Annotated in this window: 17 protein-coding genes; 4 read left to right on the top strand and 13 right to left on the bottom strand. The window is 41.4% G+C overall.

Features of this window, described 5'->3' with window-relative positions; translation table 11 throughout:
• Positions 1-4 precede the first annotated feature (4 nt).
• Positions 5-661 (top strand): transporter, encoded by a 657-nt coding sequence (locus G4D54_01110; GenBank protein QJA01108.1) that lies wholly within the window; start codon positions 5-7, stop codon positions 659-661.
• Positions 662-890: 229 nt separating this feature from the next.
• Here G4D54_01110 and G4D54_01105 read toward each other — a convergent pair whose 3' ends face one another.
• Positions 891-1,865 carry a hypothetical protein gene (locus G4D54_01105; GenBank protein QJA01107.1) on the bottom strand — a complete coding sequence of 325 codons (975 nt, stop codon included), beginning with the start codon at positions 1,863-1,865 and terminating at the stop codon, positions 891-893.
• Between the two features lie 180 nt (positions 1,866-2,045).
• On the opposite strand from G4D54_01105, the gene G4D54_01100 reads away from it, so the two are divergent.
• Positions 2,046-2,852, top strand: a complete 807-nt coding sequence (locus G4D54_01100) for a hypothetical protein (GenBank protein QJA01106.1) — start codon at positions 2,046-2,048, stop codon at positions 2,850-2,852.
• Positions 2,853-3,064: 212 nt separating this feature from the next.
• Positions 3,065-3,481 (top strand): YjdF family protein, encoded by a 417-nt coding sequence (locus G4D54_01095; GenBank protein QJA01105.1) that lies wholly within the window; start codon positions 3,065-3,067, stop codon positions 3,479-3,481.
• 78 nt (positions 3,482-3,559) lie between these two features.
• On the opposite strand, the gene G4D54_01090 is transcribed toward G4D54_01095, so the two are convergent.
• Genes G4D54_01090 through G4D54_01075 form a run of 4 tightly spaced genes read right to left on the bottom strand, consistent with a single transcriptional unit; the run spans position 3,560 to position 7,626 of the window.
• Entirely contained in the window at positions 3,560-3,922 is a 363-nt protein-coding gene (locus tag G4D54_01090) for a DUF454 domain-containing protein (GenBank protein ID QJA01104.1), read from the bottom strand.
• The gene (locus tag G4D54_01085) at positions 3,919-4,239 is read right to left on the bottom strand and encodes a nitrous oxide-stimulated promoter family protein (GenBank protein ID QJA01103.1); all 321 of its coding nucleotides are present in this window, start codon (positions 4,237-4,239) and stop codon (positions 3,919-3,921) included. The genes G4D54_01090 and G4D54_01085 overlap by 4 nt, the downstream gene beginning before the upstream one ends.
• Positions 4,239-5,894, bottom strand: a complete 1,656-nt coding sequence (locus G4D54_01080) for an ABC transporter ATP-binding protein (protein ID QJA01102.1) — start codon at positions 5,892-5,894, stop codon at positions 4,239-4,241. The genes G4D54_01085 and G4D54_01080 overlap by 1 nt, the downstream gene beginning before the upstream one ends.
• Positions 5,887-7,626 carry an ABC transporter ATP-binding protein/permease gene (locus tag G4D54_01075; protein ID QJA01101.1) on the bottom strand — a complete coding sequence of 580 codons (1,740 nt, stop codon included), beginning with the start codon at positions 7,624-7,626 and terminating at the stop codon, positions 5,887-5,889. Before G4D54_01075 ends, G4D54_01080 begins: the two co-directional genes overlap by 8 nt.
• Positions 7,627-7,786: 160 nt before the next feature.
• On the opposite strand from G4D54_01075, the gene G4D54_01070 reads away from it, so the two are divergent.
• On the top strand, positions 7,787-9,415 hold the full coding sequence (locus G4D54_01070; protein ID QJA01100.1) for a diguanylate cyclase: 1,629 nt from the start codon (positions 7,787-7,789) through the stop codon (positions 9,413-9,415).
• 447 nt (positions 9,416-9,862) lie between these two features.
• On the opposite strand, the gene G4D54_01065 is transcribed toward G4D54_01070, so the two are convergent.
• The 8 genes from G4D54_01065 to G4D54_01030 form a co-directional block, all read right to left on the bottom strand.
• Positions 9,863-10,111 (bottom strand): hypothetical protein, encoded by a 249-nt coding sequence (locus G4D54_01065; protein QJA01099.1) that lies wholly within the window; start codon positions 10,109-10,111, stop codon positions 9,863-9,865.
• Between the two features lie 106 nt (positions 10,112-10,217).
• Entirely contained in the window at positions 10,218-10,982 is a 765-nt protein-coding gene (gene nagB, locus G4D54_01060; protein ID QJA01098.1) for a glucosamine-6-phosphate deaminase, read from the bottom strand.
• Positions 10,983-11,519: 537 nt separating this feature from the next.
• A complete protein-coding gene (locus G4D54_01055) occupies positions 11,520-12,434 on the bottom strand; it encodes a transporter (protein QJA01097.1) in 915 nt (304 codons plus the stop codon).
• Between the two features lie 2 nt (positions 12,435-12,436).
• Positions 12,437-12,838, bottom strand: coding sequence for a PTS fructose transporter subunit IIA (locus G4D54_01050; GenBank protein QJA01096.1), 402 nt, complete (start codon positions 12,836-12,838; stop codon positions 12,437-12,439).
• Positions 12,835-14,064, bottom strand: coding sequence for a hypothetical protein (locus G4D54_01045; GenBank protein QJA01095.1), 1,230 nt, complete (start codon positions 14,062-14,064; stop codon positions 12,835-12,837). Before G4D54_01045 ends, G4D54_01050 begins: the two co-directional genes overlap by 4 nt.
• Positions 14,065-14,067: 3 nt before the next feature.
• Positions 14,068-14,874: a PTS system mannose/fructose/sorbose family transporter subunit IID gene (locus tag G4D54_01040; protein ID QJA01094.1), complete on the bottom strand. Its 807-nt coding sequence runs from the start codon at positions 14,872-14,874 to the stop codon at positions 14,068-14,070.
• Positions 14,861-15,634 (bottom strand): PTS sugar transporter subunit IIC, encoded by a 774-nt coding sequence (locus G4D54_01035; GenBank protein QJA01093.1) that lies wholly within the window; start codon positions 15,632-15,634, stop codon positions 14,861-14,863. Before G4D54_01035 ends, G4D54_01040 begins: the two co-directional genes overlap by 14 nt.
• Positions 15,635-15,671: 37 nt before the next feature.
• The gene (locus G4D54_01030; protein ID QJA01092.1) at positions 15,672-16,145 is read right to left on the bottom strand and encodes a PTS sugar transporter subunit IIB; all 474 of its coding nucleotides are present in this window, start codon (positions 16,143-16,145) and stop codon (positions 15,672-15,674) included.
• Positions 16,146-16,152: the final 7 nt, after the last annotated feature.

Genomic DNA, 16,152 nt, shown 5'->3' with positions numbered 1-16,152 from the left:
CTCCATGAAAAATCAAAGCAGTCAGAAAAAAATTCATATTGACAATCTCTACCTGATGAAAAAGCTGGATGAGGATTATCATAAAGAATTTATGCGTTTCTATGACTATGTACTGCACAGCAATACATCCGATGCGGATATCAATATCATTGTTAATACCGCCCTTGAACAATGTCTCGAGGGCATGAAAAACAGAAAGAAAGCAACGCTGGTAATTCCCAGGGATCTGAAAGAATATACGACAAAGCTATCCCGTGGCAATGTATATAAGGATATGAAACGAAAAATACGCAATCAGGATTATGAGAAAATGCAAATCAGCAGTATCTGGTATGTATTCTCACTCTGTATCGTGCTGTTCTTCTTTAAAAATCTGATGGACCAGAAATTTATTGTGAATTATCTGGTAGATGTCATCGTTGCCTGTATCGCTGGTGGAATTGCAATGAAAAATTTCCTGATACGCAAAAGAATCGTGAAACGCTACCAGTTCGGCAGCTTCTATATGCGTATGGATATCATTGCAATTGTCGCATGTGTATTTATAAAAATCGTGACACCTGCCGCATATGCTAATTTTGATATTACCTATCTTCTGCTGGTGATTTCCTTTTTCATTATGAAACGAAAAATCAAGCCGCAATTTGAAGCAGTGATATAGCAGACATGAAAAGCCCTCAGCAAATCATTGTAATTACGCTGAGAGCTTTTTTATCGCAGCCGTTAAATAAATAGGCTGCAAGGTATGTATGGATTTGTAAAAATTTTCGTATTGCATCTGTTGATTCCTTTATTATAAATATGCTGTTCATGACTTCTTTCGGTTAGACACATAAATAACCATTACTTTGTACAGACATAGGTATAAAGGTGCTGTTGATGAAGTATTCTTATATGGTGTTGCGTCTATTTAATTGTTTTTTGACTGACTCTAAGGTATCACATTCCAAAAGTAAATTGGATACGATATGCAGTTGGTCCTCGGTTAATGACTGTAGCCATGCTGTACAGTCTTCCTGAAATTTGGCTTCCATGAGCCTATGTAAGAGTTGTCTCTCTCCTTCAAGCTTGCCTTCAATCATACCTTCCGCCTTACCTTCTGCTTTACCTCTTATGATACCTTCCTTCATCCCCTCCTCAAAGCTGTCCTCCAAGCCGTAGCGATAACGTGCCTCCCCCATCTGAATCGCCATTGCGGTTGACCACAGCTCGTCATCCTTCTGCATTTCCTCGTACTTGTTCACGAATACCTTCACCAGCCTTTCCTTTGATTCCAGTATATCATTTTTCGCATTGTTTTCAAACAAGAAGCACAGCTGTTCAAAGTCATCCATTTTCTGGATGGCCTTTTTCTTAGCGATTTCATTGATAACAGGCAGATGGACGTAGGTTCTTCTAATCAGTGGATGTTTACTCTCATCTTCCCCCTGCTCATTGCGCATCTGATAGTTGTTGATCAGATTTTTATTATTCCATGCGCATTTTTCAATGAAAATAATCTGATATACCGGCTTTAAATCCCTGTACTTTTCACTGCTATCCAGTTGATTGTTCAATGCTCTGGCTCCATAAAATTCAAAGCGCATCATTTCCGCTACTCCTGCATAGGTCGTCTGCATTTCCAGGTTAAAAAAACGACCTTTCTCATCCTTCACATGGACATCCAGAATGATGCGCTTCTTTCCGATGATGCCCGGATCCAGATTCGGATTGAGGACGGTGCTTTCCTTTACCCTGATTCCGGTAACACGTTCAATAATGGTGTTGCGGGCGTACACAGAGCCTTCATCCTCACGGGAAAGGGCGTACTTGAAGAATACATCATTGCAGTAATCCAATACAGTATTTGCTTTCGTATTTTCCATGACGAAAACCTCCTTCTGTAAGCTCATCATCACTTACATACTTCTATACGTTAAGAAGGTATGAAATTCCTAAAAAATCCACATATTCTTGATTTTTTTAGGTTCTGATTTTTTATTGCAGTGAAATGAAATATATACTATCTCTGCCTCGTATAGATAATGAAAGGAGAACGTATCTGTATGAAACGAACCTACAGCAGTATCCTTATTCTGTTAACTAGTATCATTGTTTTTCTATTTGCATACATTATGCGCACAGCGTGCACGCAGATACCGGTTTACGGAACGATTTCCACCGGCCTATCTGCACAGCATTTTGACAGGAATGACGCTTTTGCAGCTGCTGACAGACAAAAGGAAGGTTCTCTTATGGAAAGTGATACGGAGAACATGCCTGAGAAACGTGAACAGAGCGAAACGGATGATGAACATATACAGAATAAGCTTCCTATTGTTCAGAGTATGCAGGAAACTTCATATTACTGTGTACCGGCTTGTTTACAGATGGCACTTCGCTATCACGCTATAGAAAGCACCCAGCAGCACCTGGCACAGCAGCTTCATACAGATCCTGTAACCGGAACGGAATATGTGGATATGGCAAGAGTCTTAAACAGCTACCTGTTTCCCGGCACTAGCATACCCTCAGCTGATGAGCCAGGCTATCATGTACAGACACTGTCGCCAGATGACCACACGCAGGATGCTTCAGAAACATTTTCACGCCGCTGTATACAAAATATAGATGACGGATATCCAGTTTTTGCCGCAGTTGATTTAAATGCTTTATATCCTGCACTTGCACATGCAAACCATATGGTGATAGTGATCGGTTATGAAAAAAATAAGGATCAGATTACGTCCTACTACATCATAGATCCATATCCGCCTGTTCAGGATGAGGTACACAGGGGGTTGAAGCAGTTTACTGCTCAGGAGCTGGTACGTGCCATCCTGGTAAATGAAGAACCTGCCTATATATGGTGATTTCTTAGAAGGCCTGCAGGAAAAGATTCTTGAACTATACTACTTTAAAACTATACAGCACGGATAATCTGTTGACGATTGCGTTCACTCCTGATAGTATAATAACGGAATAAAAACACAGTCTGGTTGGTAGTCCAGACGCAATGAGAATTGTCAGTAACCTGCCTCCTTGGTTGTCCGTTTCCTTATGAAGTATATAAGGAGGAAGCATTATGAATCAGACTTCGCTAAGCTTTACTGTCTTCTTTGAAGACCCTTTCTGGATTGGCTTGTTCGAATACCGTGAACAGCAGCTGCTGTATTTGAAGCGAATCGTATTTGGAAGTGAACCCAGTGAACAGGTGGTATATGAATGGCTGAAAGGCTGCTGGTATTCCATCAGTTTTCAGGCTCCTGTGGAAACCGTGCGCTCAAAGGCAAGCCATCGAAATCCCAAACGCATGCAGCGTGAAGCCCGCAAGGCACAGGATACAGGGCTTTCCCTTACAAAATCACAGCTTGCAGTAAAACAGCAGCAGGAGGAACGCGCAGAGCTGAAAGCTGAAAGACGAAAGGAGAACAGAGAAGGACAGAAGGAAGCGTTTCGTCTGCGGCAGATGAAGAAAAAGGCAAAGCATAAGGGCCGTTGACCCTTTACGTTACCAACTAACAAAAGGTATGCGCGTGCATACCTTTTTATCTGATACATACAATGCTTTAATGAAATCTTATTCCCGTATCGTTTTAATGCGAAAGAGGAAATAGTAATACTTAAAGAGCATGAGTGCAAGCAAAAACAGACGCAGCCACAGGTTACTCATAAAATACATGGCAAATAACAGCATAGTACTGGCAAATGCCAGTAGGGAAAACTTGGTTCTCCATGTCATGGAGCGGTGCTGTACAAAGGAATCCAGATGATTTTTATAAAGTGCTGTTGAGATAAACCAGCAGTGAAAGCGCCGGGAGCTTTTCGCAAAGCACCAGGCGGAAAGAAGCAGAAACGGTGTCGTAGGCAGAACAGGAAGCACAACACCGACGGCTCCCAGCAGCATAGATACGATACCGATGATAAAATAAACAGGTTTCATGTATGTCTCTCCTTTCGTGACAGCCACATATGCTGAATGACCATGAGCGGTCTGTGCAGAAGCATCCTTGGTCCGCTGAAGCGCATCACCCTGCGGATTTGTTCACGCCGTTCCTTTTGATAGCAATGCACGCTGCAGTTGCTGCAGAAGGTCTTGCTTTCCATAAACGGACAGCAGTCTATGCGCTGATGTGCATACCTGCAAAGCGTTTGACATTCCTTACAGAGGCTTTGTCCATGATGCTGTTTCCGGCAGTACAGGGATATCATTTCCTGTATGACCTGCTTTTCCTTTTCGCGCTTGGCTGCGGCTTCCATCAGCTGACTCTCCCGGATTCCACAGAAAGCACCGTATCCGCAATGCGCATGGTAGTTGGTCTGTGCGATACCAGAAGAATCGTTTTATCCTTCTGTGCCTGAATGCTTTTCAGAATAACTGCTTCGTTCAACGCATCCAGATTACTGGTTGGTTCATCCAAAAGGATACAGTCACAATCATGTAGAAATGCTCTGGCCAAGCCAATCCTTTGACGCTCTCCTCCGGAAAGAGAATCACCAAGCTCTGCTACCGGTGTCGCATAATCCTTTGGCAGTGACATGATAAACTCATGAATTCCCGCTTTGCGGCAGGCTTCTTCAATCTCATCGACAGAGGCATCCAGCTTTGCAATTCGAATATTATTGAAAATAGTATCATGAAACAGAACCGTTTCCTGTGTTACCAGGCTCTGCATATTACGCAGATCCGAGGTATTGATATCCTTTAAATCAACGCCGTGCACAGAAATACTGCCCTGTGATACATTCCAGAATCGCATGATCAGCTTCAGCAGTGTTGATTTCCCGGAACCGCTTTTTCCGTGAATTCCGGTAATCTTTCCCTTTTTGAAGGTTGCCTGCACATTGCGCAGCACCTCTTCCTCTTCATAGGAAAAGCTCAGATTCTCCACTTTAATATCCCCGCTGACTGCCTGTTTTTTTCCGCTGATTTCTTCAACCTCTTCTTTTTCATCCAGCAGCTGCAACACACGTCTCGCACTTGCCATGGTAATGAGTAGATTATTGGAAAGACTGGCAAGCGCCAGAACCGGCCCAAAGCTTGATACCATCAGCACGGTACTCATCAACACCGTTGTAAAGCTTACCGTCCCCTGCAGATACAGCAGACAGCCGCCCAGCAGCATAAGAAGGGTAAATAACGTAACAACTGCATTTCCGAGTATCGAAGAGGTCCCTTCGTGCAGCTTCAGACGCTTTGCTGTATCGTGCAGCTCTTCACTTTTTCTCTGCATTTCCTCCATACGTTGACTTCCGATACGATATTGCAGCACATCCTGCATTCCGCGCAGAGATTCCAGTACATAGCTGCTCAATCTTCCAAACCCCTCCCGGGATTGACAGCCCTCCTGCGTTCCCAGCTTTGTTATGATAAGAGGCAGCAGGACGCCACAGAACAGATATCCGAGCAATGCTATCATAAAGAACAGGATGTGCATTTTCGCAAACTGTATCAGCAGTATGCCGGATGTGACAACTGCAATCAGCACAGGAGAAATCGTATGTGCATAAAACACCTCCAGTGCTTCAATATCACTGGTGATCAGATAAATCAGATTTCCCTTGTCCTGCCCCTCCAGCCGCGCCGGAGCAAGGCGACGCAGAACGGTGAATACCCTATCCCGCAGAATGGCAAGCAGCTTAAATGCAATATAGTGGTTGCAGGCCTGTTCCCCATAATGTAAAATACCGCGAAGAAATGCCAGCACCAGCATAATGACAAAGAACACGCCAATTGGGAAATCCGCTGCCTGTATGGCAATATGGCTGATGAGAAGTGCACTGAAATACGGAATGTAAATCGCACACAGAAAACCGGCTACACCAAGAAACACAGCCAGCAGCATATGGGGGGCAAGCGGTTTTACAAGCAGACTCATACGTGCCATCAATCGAATATTTCCTGTTTTATGCATACTGTTCAGCTCCTTCCATAGCTTCCAGCTCCTGCTGTTTTTCATACATCCTTGCATAGGTTCCCCGCAAACGCAGCAGTTCCTCATGTCTTCCGTGTTCCTGACAGGTACCTTGGTCAATCACATAGATCTGATCACAGCCTTTTATGCTTTTTAACCGATGCGTAATCATGATTACCATTTTTGTTTCTGCCAGCTTATAAATAACGGAAACAATAGCGTCCTCACTCTCTGCATCGATATTGCTTGCGGCCTCATCAAAGATATAAACATCCCGCTGTGCCAGCAATGCCCTTGCAATGGATAAACGCTGTTTCTGTCCGCCCGATAAATTATTACCCTGTTCCTGCAGTTCCATATCCAATCCGCCCTGTTCCATGACGAAATCAAGCAATGCCACCTTACGTAGTGCCTCCAGCATTGCTTCCTCACTTAGAGAGTCCTTTGCAATTGCCAGATTTTCACGAACACTGCCCTTGAAGATAAACGGCTGATGACTGACATACAGAAAGGATTGATAAAAGGCATCATCATCAATGTCTCTTCGCTGTGTATCCGCAATCAGCAGCTGCCCGTGGTAATCCTTGACAATGCCCGCTATCAGCTTGGCGATCGTACTCTTACCTGAACCGCTTTCTCCAACGATAGCAGTAAACTGACCAGGCTTAAGCTGCATATAGACATGCTTCAGGATAGTGCGCTGTTCATCATAGGAAAAGCTCAAATCACGCAGCTGAATATCCACTGTCTCTGCTTTCCATTGCTTTTGTTCTGCCTGCTTCTGCGGTTTGTCCAGAATACGGAATATTTTATCACTGGCCGCTATTCCATTCATTGCAATGTGAAAGAAGGAGCCCAGCAGACGCAGCGGTATAAAGAACTCTGAGGATAGCAATACAATACAAATCACCTGAAATAATGACAGACTGCCGTTTTGAAAACCAAGAATTGCGACAATGCTGCCCAGAGCAGCACCGCCATATGCAATCAGATCCATGACACTGACAGAATTTAACTGCATAGTCAGTACCTTCATCGTAATTTTACGGAAATTTTCCGCTTCCTTATTCATCTCCTGCTGCTTCCATTCATCCGCCTGATATATTTTCAGCGTGGTAAGACCCTGCAGATTTTCCAGAAAGCTGTCTCCCAGCGTCGTATAGCTGCTCCAGTATTTGGATAGCAGCTTCTTTGCGAATTTCTGTACTGCGATAATAGACATTGGAATGAGTGGTACACAGAGTAAGAGTACAAGTGCACTTTTTACATCCATCCATACAAGAATCAGGAATAGTGTAACCGGGGCAAGCATACTGTAGAAAAACTGGGGAAGATATCGGCCGAAGTAAATCTCCAGCTGGTCAATGCCTTCTACGCTCAACTGCACCAGCTCGCTTGTCGGTGCGCTTTCGGTATAGCTGCTTTTCATTTCCAGCAGCTTTTTGAACAGTCGCATGCGAAGCTGCTCACGCACATGACAGGAAGCTTCATGGGAATATAAGCTCGCTTTTCGGACACAGACTGCTCTTAGTGCGATGCACAAAATGACTCCGCACGTTGTCAGAAGCAGAAGCTGTTCATTGACGGTTTTATTAAATATGTGTGAAAGTACATTTGCCAGCAGTGCCACAAAGACAATATTGCATAGCAGAGAGAACCACTGCATCGCTACCTGCTTCATGATATATGGCTTTGTTTCCGGCATCTCTTTTAAAAGTCGTTTGTCAATCATAGTACCTCCTTGTTAGTTTAAGATAACTTATCGGATAAAAGTTTACCACAGTTAACAATCAGTGTCAATGTGAAACAGTTTTTTATGTGATAATTTAACAAAAAATATAATGTGCATGAAAAGTATGTTAAAATTATCAGGATAGAAAGGATGTGGAAGGATGACAAGAAAGAAAATGCTGCTTCTTTACATATGCCTGTGGATTATTGGCTTATGTCTTGTGGTATCTGTTATTTTTCCGCAAAAGACACCGCCGGCAGCTGTTATACCACCGAAATCCAATGATATTGAGGTATTAAAGAACGGCTGGAAGGATGGAGCCGCTCAAGCTGAGGCAAAGACAGATATACGTGATAAAACCTTCAGTAGAAAAAGGACACTGCCACAGATAGCGAAGGATACTATGCTTGTGATCAGAAACAACTACCGCGGTGTACAGATTTGTATCGATAACGAAGTCCGCCTGGATTACGGCTATCATCGCGATGATACTAAATTATTAGGTAATGTATATGTGCGTATGCCGGTTACATCAGAAGACAGTGGCAAAGAGCTGCTTCTGAAATTCAAAAACAATTACTCAAATGTTTCCTCTGATATAGAATATCCAATGCTGGTTTCCGCATCCTCTTTTGCTTTTTATATTTTACAGGAGAATGCCGGAATCATTATCACAGTAATCCTGCTGCTACTGCTTGACATCATTCTTGTTTTTTTGATTATATGGCTGAAGAACCGCAGCTTCTGGTTGTCTAAAACATCGCTATATGCGCTTATGAGCTTCATTTTCCTCACAGCACTGTGGCTGCTTACAGATTCTCCTATATTACAGCTGTATGTGAGCGGCAGTCTGCGTATCGTTTTATTATCCTTCTGCAGCTTTATGCTTATGCCAATCCCGCTTCTGGTCTTTATAAATGACGCATTAAAGCTGCGGTGCCGTTCCCTGACCCTGCTTCAGCTTTTACTGTTGGGAAATACCATTGTCCAGTGTATTCTTTATCAGGCAGGCATCCTGGATTTTGTACAGATGCTGCCATTTACCCATCTGTTGATGATGGTTAGTATTGCCGCCTTGCTGTTTGCATTGATTCGTGAGGTTCGCCTGTATAAGACGGATTATTCCCGCAATATACTGCTTGCCTTCTTTATCCTTGCCCTATTCTCCACAGTGGCACTAACTGCCTTTTACCTGCATCCAATGGATGACTATAATATATTCTTCATTGTCGGATTATTATTGTTTATCGTCATGCTGAGCTGCTTTTCCTTTCATAAGGTTTATCTGCTGTCTCAGGAGCAGGAACAGATTCAGTTTTACCGCCAGCTTGCCTATACGGATACCATGACAAAAGCACGGAATCGCTCTGCATACGAACAGCGCTGTCAGGAAATGGCAAAGCTAAAACCAGATGCTCCTCTGACGGTCTTTATGTTTGATATCAATAATCTAAAGCATACCAATGATACCTACGGACATCATGCCGGAGATACCATTATTCGAAGTGCTGCCGACCTCCTGCATACCGTGTTTACAGATATCGGACAAATATATCGGGTAGGTGGGGATGAATTTGTAGTTCTCAGCGAGAAAAATTATATGTCCGCACAGGCAGTGTTCAGCCTGCTGGATCAAAGACTGAAAGAATATAATCAAACGGCTGAGCTTCCTTTATCAATAGCAAAGGGATTTTCCAGCAATACATCCCGGAATAAGGGAATTCAGAAGCTGTTGGTCATGGCAGATCAAGCTATGTATGAGGATAAAAGGAAATCCCGGAATTTGTAAGGATGCTGGTAATATTTAAAAATCTTTGTTTTCCCATCCTGTGTCAGCATACTTAGATGGTTTAAATAATGTCGCTTTTAGAAATATAGGATAAAACTTTCTTATGGGATAATAAAGCAGGATACCTCCTATTGAGCGATGATTCTGATTCTCCCAAGAAATATTATATTTTACATGATCATCTTTTACCTGAATTTCTATAGGAAACCAATTCATAACCAATATAATGCAGCTACAATATTGCACGAAAACGGTCTCTATCAAGAGACCGCTTTTTCATATGGAAATGGAATATTATCATTAAAAAAATCATACAAGCACATAAGCCAGAATTTATTCCCTATGTATAGCATCTGTAAACCGTCTGTCATCCAAATAAAATTAACGACTTGTAGTGGTTCTCTGTATCAACAACCTCTTTCATTGTTGCAGTATCTGCCATTGCCCTTACATTACGATATCCGCATGAGCTTTACAGGCATCCTCACATTCCATAGCTTCGCCATCAATGATATTTGTATCGGCAAACACACACAGATTCGGATATCTTAGTTTTACATGGTATACAGGTACTAGTCCTTCCTTCGTGATTACCGGTGTTCCAACCTCAAGTATGTCAATAACATCATGGACTGCATCCGCTATGCTGAATACTGTCTCGGTATTTGCAATATCAGTTGCAATTTGCAGCTTCATATCTTTCCTTTCCCTTTGAAATATTCTGATTTGTTTTCTATGCTGTATAGTATCAAAGACTTCATAAAATGCCCATTTGATGTGAGAATCAAATGAGCCGTTATGTTTATTTCTCTCTGTAATATTCCAGTGCATCCTCCTGAATTTCTGCAGCAGTTGCCTCATCTATGATAAATTCAACATCCGGGTGCATACGTAGCCAGGAAACAGGAAATTTAGGATCCAGCCTTTCATTTTCGAACAGCTTATGCAATAGCTTTCCTTTGTGGGTGCCAGAACAAACGACATAATATTTTTTGGCTTTCATATGTTCTTCCATACCGGTTGTAATCGCATATTCCGGAACACCTCCTGCACAGTCAGCAAATGCTTTTGCATTCTGCTGTCTGGTTGCCTCATCCATTTTAACGACATGTGTGCGTGGCAGTAAATACTCTCCCGGTTCATTGAATGCAATATGCCCATCATCACCAATGCTGGTGATTGCGATATCCAGACCGCCCGCATCAATGATTTCCTGCGCATACTGTTTACACTCCGCATCCAGATCTGCTGCATCTGCTTTCGGATAACGTACATTATCCATATTGATATTGACATGATCCAGAAAGTGCTGATGCATAAAATAAATGAAGCTGTGTGAATCGTCCGGAGTCAGCCCTGCATATTCGTCCATATCAAATGTTCTCAGCTGTGAGAAATCAGCCTTTCCCTCTTTGTACATCTGAACAAGATATTTGTACATCCCGATAGGAGAGTTCCCCGCAGGCAGACAGAATACCAAATTAGGTTTTTTACGAATTTGTTCGACCACCTTTTCTGCCATAACTCTACTGACATCATCATAATCCTTACATACGACAATTTTCATGTTTGTAGCCTCCTTTTACAACTATATCATAACGCCATAAATTATTATAGTCAATAATTTTGTAATCAAATTTTTCAATTTTAATAATTATTGTTCTATATCCGTCTATAATATTAAAAAATTTTATTGTTTATATGAATTTCGGCAATCCTAAGACTGCTTTTCATTATGATGAATATATCCTTGCACGTATTTGATATGCATCTATCACCTTTAAAATTGAAAAAGGAATCCGGAAGCAATACGCGCTTACTGTATACAGAAGTAACGTAAAGTCAAAGTCAACAGCCGTTCAATTATACGAACCTCTGATAAACATACAATGTTCAGATTATGCAATGAACGAGGATAAGAGATAAATAGATAAGTAATAGATAAAAAAAGGTTCTTTCTCGATTGTGGGTAAACTTAACATAGGGAGACTTCCATACTATTGTGGTTAACAATAGAAGTTGAAATCTCCCTTTTGCAAACACCCTTAAGTAAGAAAGAACCTAAAAAAATCCCTGTCTGGGATTTTTTATGCAAAATGTATATTTATAAAACAATCTGTGCGGCATAAACAATCAATGGAAGTGTTACAACAGACATCAGTGTTGATAATATTACTATTTCTACTGCATATGTATAATCCTGATGAAATTTCTGAGCAAACATAGCTACATTAGCACCCACAGGTGCAGAAAGTACAATACATATCGCTACTTTCACCTCATAACAATCTAAGGGAATCACAGCAAGTAAGCCAAGAGAGGCCAATGGAATCACGAAAAGGCGACACAGGCTGCAGATATAACTGCTTTCTCTTTGTAACATTCTCATAAAAGAAATCTGCGACATATAAACACCGATTATGATCATCGCCAGCGGTGAATTCATATTTGCTACGGTATTTGCTATATCCTTTATAAAAAGGATATTACCCAAGTCGCATAAATATAGAGTAAAGCCTGTTATAAAGGATAACAGAACAGCATTTTTAGCAATTACCTGAAAAGAAATCATCCTTCGTTCCGCTCCCATAACATAAGCACCATAAATCCATTGGAATATATTCAGAAAGGCTACAAAGCCTGCAATATAAAATACTGCGTGTGGTCCAACAGTTGCTTGTACCAGTGGAATACCAATGAAGCCCGCATTACTGAATGCTGCTGAGAAATTTTCAACTCTTTTTCTTTTCCCATATATAATGTAGGATAACAGCATAGAAACAGCGAAAACTGCAAGACTCAGCAACAGTGAATATAAAAGAAGCTGTGTTTTTTCCGGTGTCTTTTCGACCAGAAAGGAGTTAAGTACAGTCAGTGGTATGACCGCATACAACAGAAGATTTACGAGCTCTTTACAGCCCTCATTGCTAATAAGCTTCAACTTTGCCAGCAAGAATCCAATACCTGACAGTGAAAACATAACAAGCAGCTGCTTCATAATTAGGATAGAAAGCTCCATGTTTATTCGTCTTCCAGTTCCTCTGTACTCACAACCAACTGCAGCTGTGCTCTTGCTGTTTCCACAATACGCAGGAGTTCTTTCTCACTCAGTTTTTTATCCTGCGGATACAATAGTATTTCAAGAGCTGCCGGTATGTTGAAACCTGTCATAAGGAATACATGATCATTACGATAGGGAATACATGCCTGATTTACACTCCCGGTTAACATATCTGTGAGAATTACAATTTCATCCTCTGTTTCAAATTCTTCAAAAACAGATTGTAGCTGGTTCTCCAACGGTATCTGTGTAGTATATGCATTTACAGCATATACGGAGAAACTGCTATTTGTTATGAAATCCAATGTATTTTTTACACCTTCCGCCATACGTTCATGTGATGCGATAACAAGTCGTCTCATAATAGTTCCCCCAGTTTTTTTATCATTTTTTCTGTCTCTCCCTTTGGAATTAAAGTAGCAGTTGCTTCATAACACCTTCCATATTGATCCTGCTCAATAAAATAACCATGATGATCATTGGTACAGGTCATTATACAGGTAAAGGGAGTTTTTGTTTGTTCTTTTATATATTTACCAAACACGGATGTTAGTTCTCCTGGAAAGGTTACCAACAAGAGTTCTGGAAAGCGCAACAGTGACAGCTTCAGTTCCTTATGTACCTTATGAATAAGCAGCTTGCTTTCGAATTTGTCTTTGGATGAAAGAAGCAGCTTTCTTTTTGTTTTATCCGTTTCCGCCTCCAGATTTTTTTGTATTTCTTCCAGTTCCTTCTGATAACCGGAAAACAGCAATGTATTGTCGTAGGAAACGGTATAGGAAAAGGTATCCAGCTTAAGTGTGTGCATATCAATCTCAGTAAAATTTTGTATTTCCAGCAATTGATTGGTGATTCCTTTCGCAGTACGATTAAGCTCTTTAAAATCATCACCCTCGCGGTAATGGCGATTGCTGATATCTGCCGAGGTACCGATACAGAGTAAAGGATATATATTCTCTCTTTTATGCAATTCCTCACGTATCGTACCGATAAGATCATAGGATATCTCCATATTAGTAGGACCAAGTACAGTAGAATGAACATTAAGATTCACAAGCTCAGCAATCAGCTGATCATCGCTTCGAAACTGAAGCCTGTATGCATCTGCATCATAATACCTGTTCCTGTCATTTCGATTATCATAAAAGCCATGAATTTCTGTTTTCCCCATAAATGCACGAGCTTCTTCAGCTTTTGCAAAAACAGGTTTTAATCCTGTACATATTCTGGATATCACATCCTCTCTATATGTAACATTATCCTCATATTCTTTCCCCATAGCATCTGCACTGAATCCACTTGGTCCGGCATGTGTATGAATTGCATGGATGAATATTTCTTCTTTTTTTATGGAATATGCCTGTGTTATACTATCCTTTATTTGCTCAGCTCTGTTTTTCATAATACTAAGGATATCCATTGTCAAAATCAGTAGCTGACTGTTTTCAAGGACAAGACGCAGTGCTATTGCATAAATTGGAGCATGAGCGGTCTGTGTTCTCTGGGCAAGTCTTATGTCATTGATATAACCGCACAGCTTTACGGGACAATGCGGTGTTATATCAATTGCAGTGGTTGATACAAGCATAAATCAAGCCAGAATTCCAAAAGCTGCACAAATCCAGGAAAATACGATGATAATCAGGATAAGCCATGATATTTTTACATTTCTTCCCAACAGCTTATAGGAGATGAATGTGAATATTGCAGGTATCATCGCAGGCATAATGGTGTCCAGAATTGTTTGAACCTCTTGTGTTACCTCGCCCATTTTAAATACAAGAGGTGTTGTCACTTTCACAAGGGATGGTATTAAAGCACCGACAACAGTTAATCCCATTGCTGATATTGAATTCGTAAAAACAGACAACTTTTTGCCAAGCTCATTCACAAGCTTTAGTCCGCCCTTATATCCCCAGGATACAGACTTAATCCTGATAAAACCGATTACGATACCATATATACACCATACAATCATGCCCAAAGGATTTCCATCCTGTGCCATATATGCTGTAATCGAACCCAAAATTGTTGGTATCAGAATAAAGAAGATACTGTCACCAATACCGGAAAGCGGTCCCATCAAAGATACCTTAAGGTCCTGAACAGCATCCTTAGCCTGTATACCCTGATTATCCTCTAATGCTAGAGTAGCCCCCAGAATCAAATTTGTCAGCCAAGGCATACAATTGAAATATTTAAAATGGTTATCCATCGCTTCCGTCAATTCGCTATCATCCTTATAAATTTTACGAAGTGCTGGCATTACAGCAAAAGCATAGGAACCGGCAAGCTGGGTTTCGTAATTGAAAGTTTCAATGGACATGAACCATCTTATTCCTACCTGATTTAAATCCTTGTTTGATAAAATCGCTTTCTTTTCATTATTCGTCATCATACTGTTCACCTCCTGCAGATACCGCCATTTCCAAAGATCGATTCTGATCCTTATACAGCTTGAAACCTAATGCAGCTCCAACAATTGCCACTCCCAAAACAGGAACATTTAAATATGCCGCAAATACAAACCCAATCAGCAGATATTCGATATTCTGTTTAACTGGCATATATTTCAGCAAAACAGCAAATCCTACAACCGGTAATATTTTACCGGCAAGTGATAAACCGGAGGTGAACCAGACCGGCATGGCATCTATAATCGTGGTGACAAGCACATCACCAAATGCTACAGCAAGAAAGGTAGGTAATCCAGTCGTTAATGCGGTTATGATGATACAGATAATATACATCATATTGAAGGAATTCCATTTCCTTTCCGTCGCATATGTCTGAGCCTTGCGCACGAAGATACCATGTGCGATATTCCCAAGTACATCCAACTGTACAGCAAGCATAGCTACAGGAAGACCAACTGCGATTCCTGCCTCAATTCCCTGTCCGGTACTGACTGCTATCGCAATAGAAATGATGGCTCCAATCTGATAATCCGGAACTGATGTTCCACCGATTGCCGCAACTCCCAGCGACATCAGCTGAAAGGTGGCACCAATTGCCATCCCTGTCATGATATCCCCCATAATAGCACCGGCTAAAAACCCCCAGAATACAGTGTTGTAAATAAAAATCTGCGGCCCCTTCTGGTCAACCTTTTTCAAAGCGGCCAGCAATGTAATTAAAATTATTTGTATAGCATTCATATGTATATTTGATCTAAGACTAGATCAATCTCCTTTCCTATTTAACAATAGCTTCAAACGGTGTCGCCTTATCACTCGGCACATACTGTATCTCGACTTTTGCGCCTAGTTTCGTCAATTCCTTATATGCGATGATATCCTTTTCATCTGCCATCGCACGGTTTGACAGCTCAACACCGTTTTCAATTCTCACAGTCCCCCCGATATTAACTTTTTTCAACGGCTCAACAGCTGCGATTTTCAACAGAATGTCCGGATGCTTCGTCACAATAAACACCTTCTGTGTGTCATATTTATGGTTTTTAAAATTTGTAAGAGCTGTCTCCTCATTGATAATGGACAAATTTACGCCACTGGGCCGCCCGAATTTCATGGTTTCCTTTTTCTGCGGATCATCTGCCACTTCATTGTCAATGACCATTAAGCGGGTACAGCCGGTTGACGGTGCCCATTGCGTCGCTACCACACCATGCAGTAGGCGATTATCGATTCTTGTTAAAACGATTGCCATATTTCAT

Source organism: [Clostridium] innocuum (genome assembly GCA_012317185.1).
In the GTDB taxonomy this organism is placed as follows: domain Bacteria; phylum Bacillota_I; class Bacilli_A; order Erysipelotrichales; family Erysipelotrichaceae; genus Clostridium_AQ; species Clostridium_AQ innocuum.
This window is presented reverse-complemented; position numbering and strand designations above follow the sequence as displayed.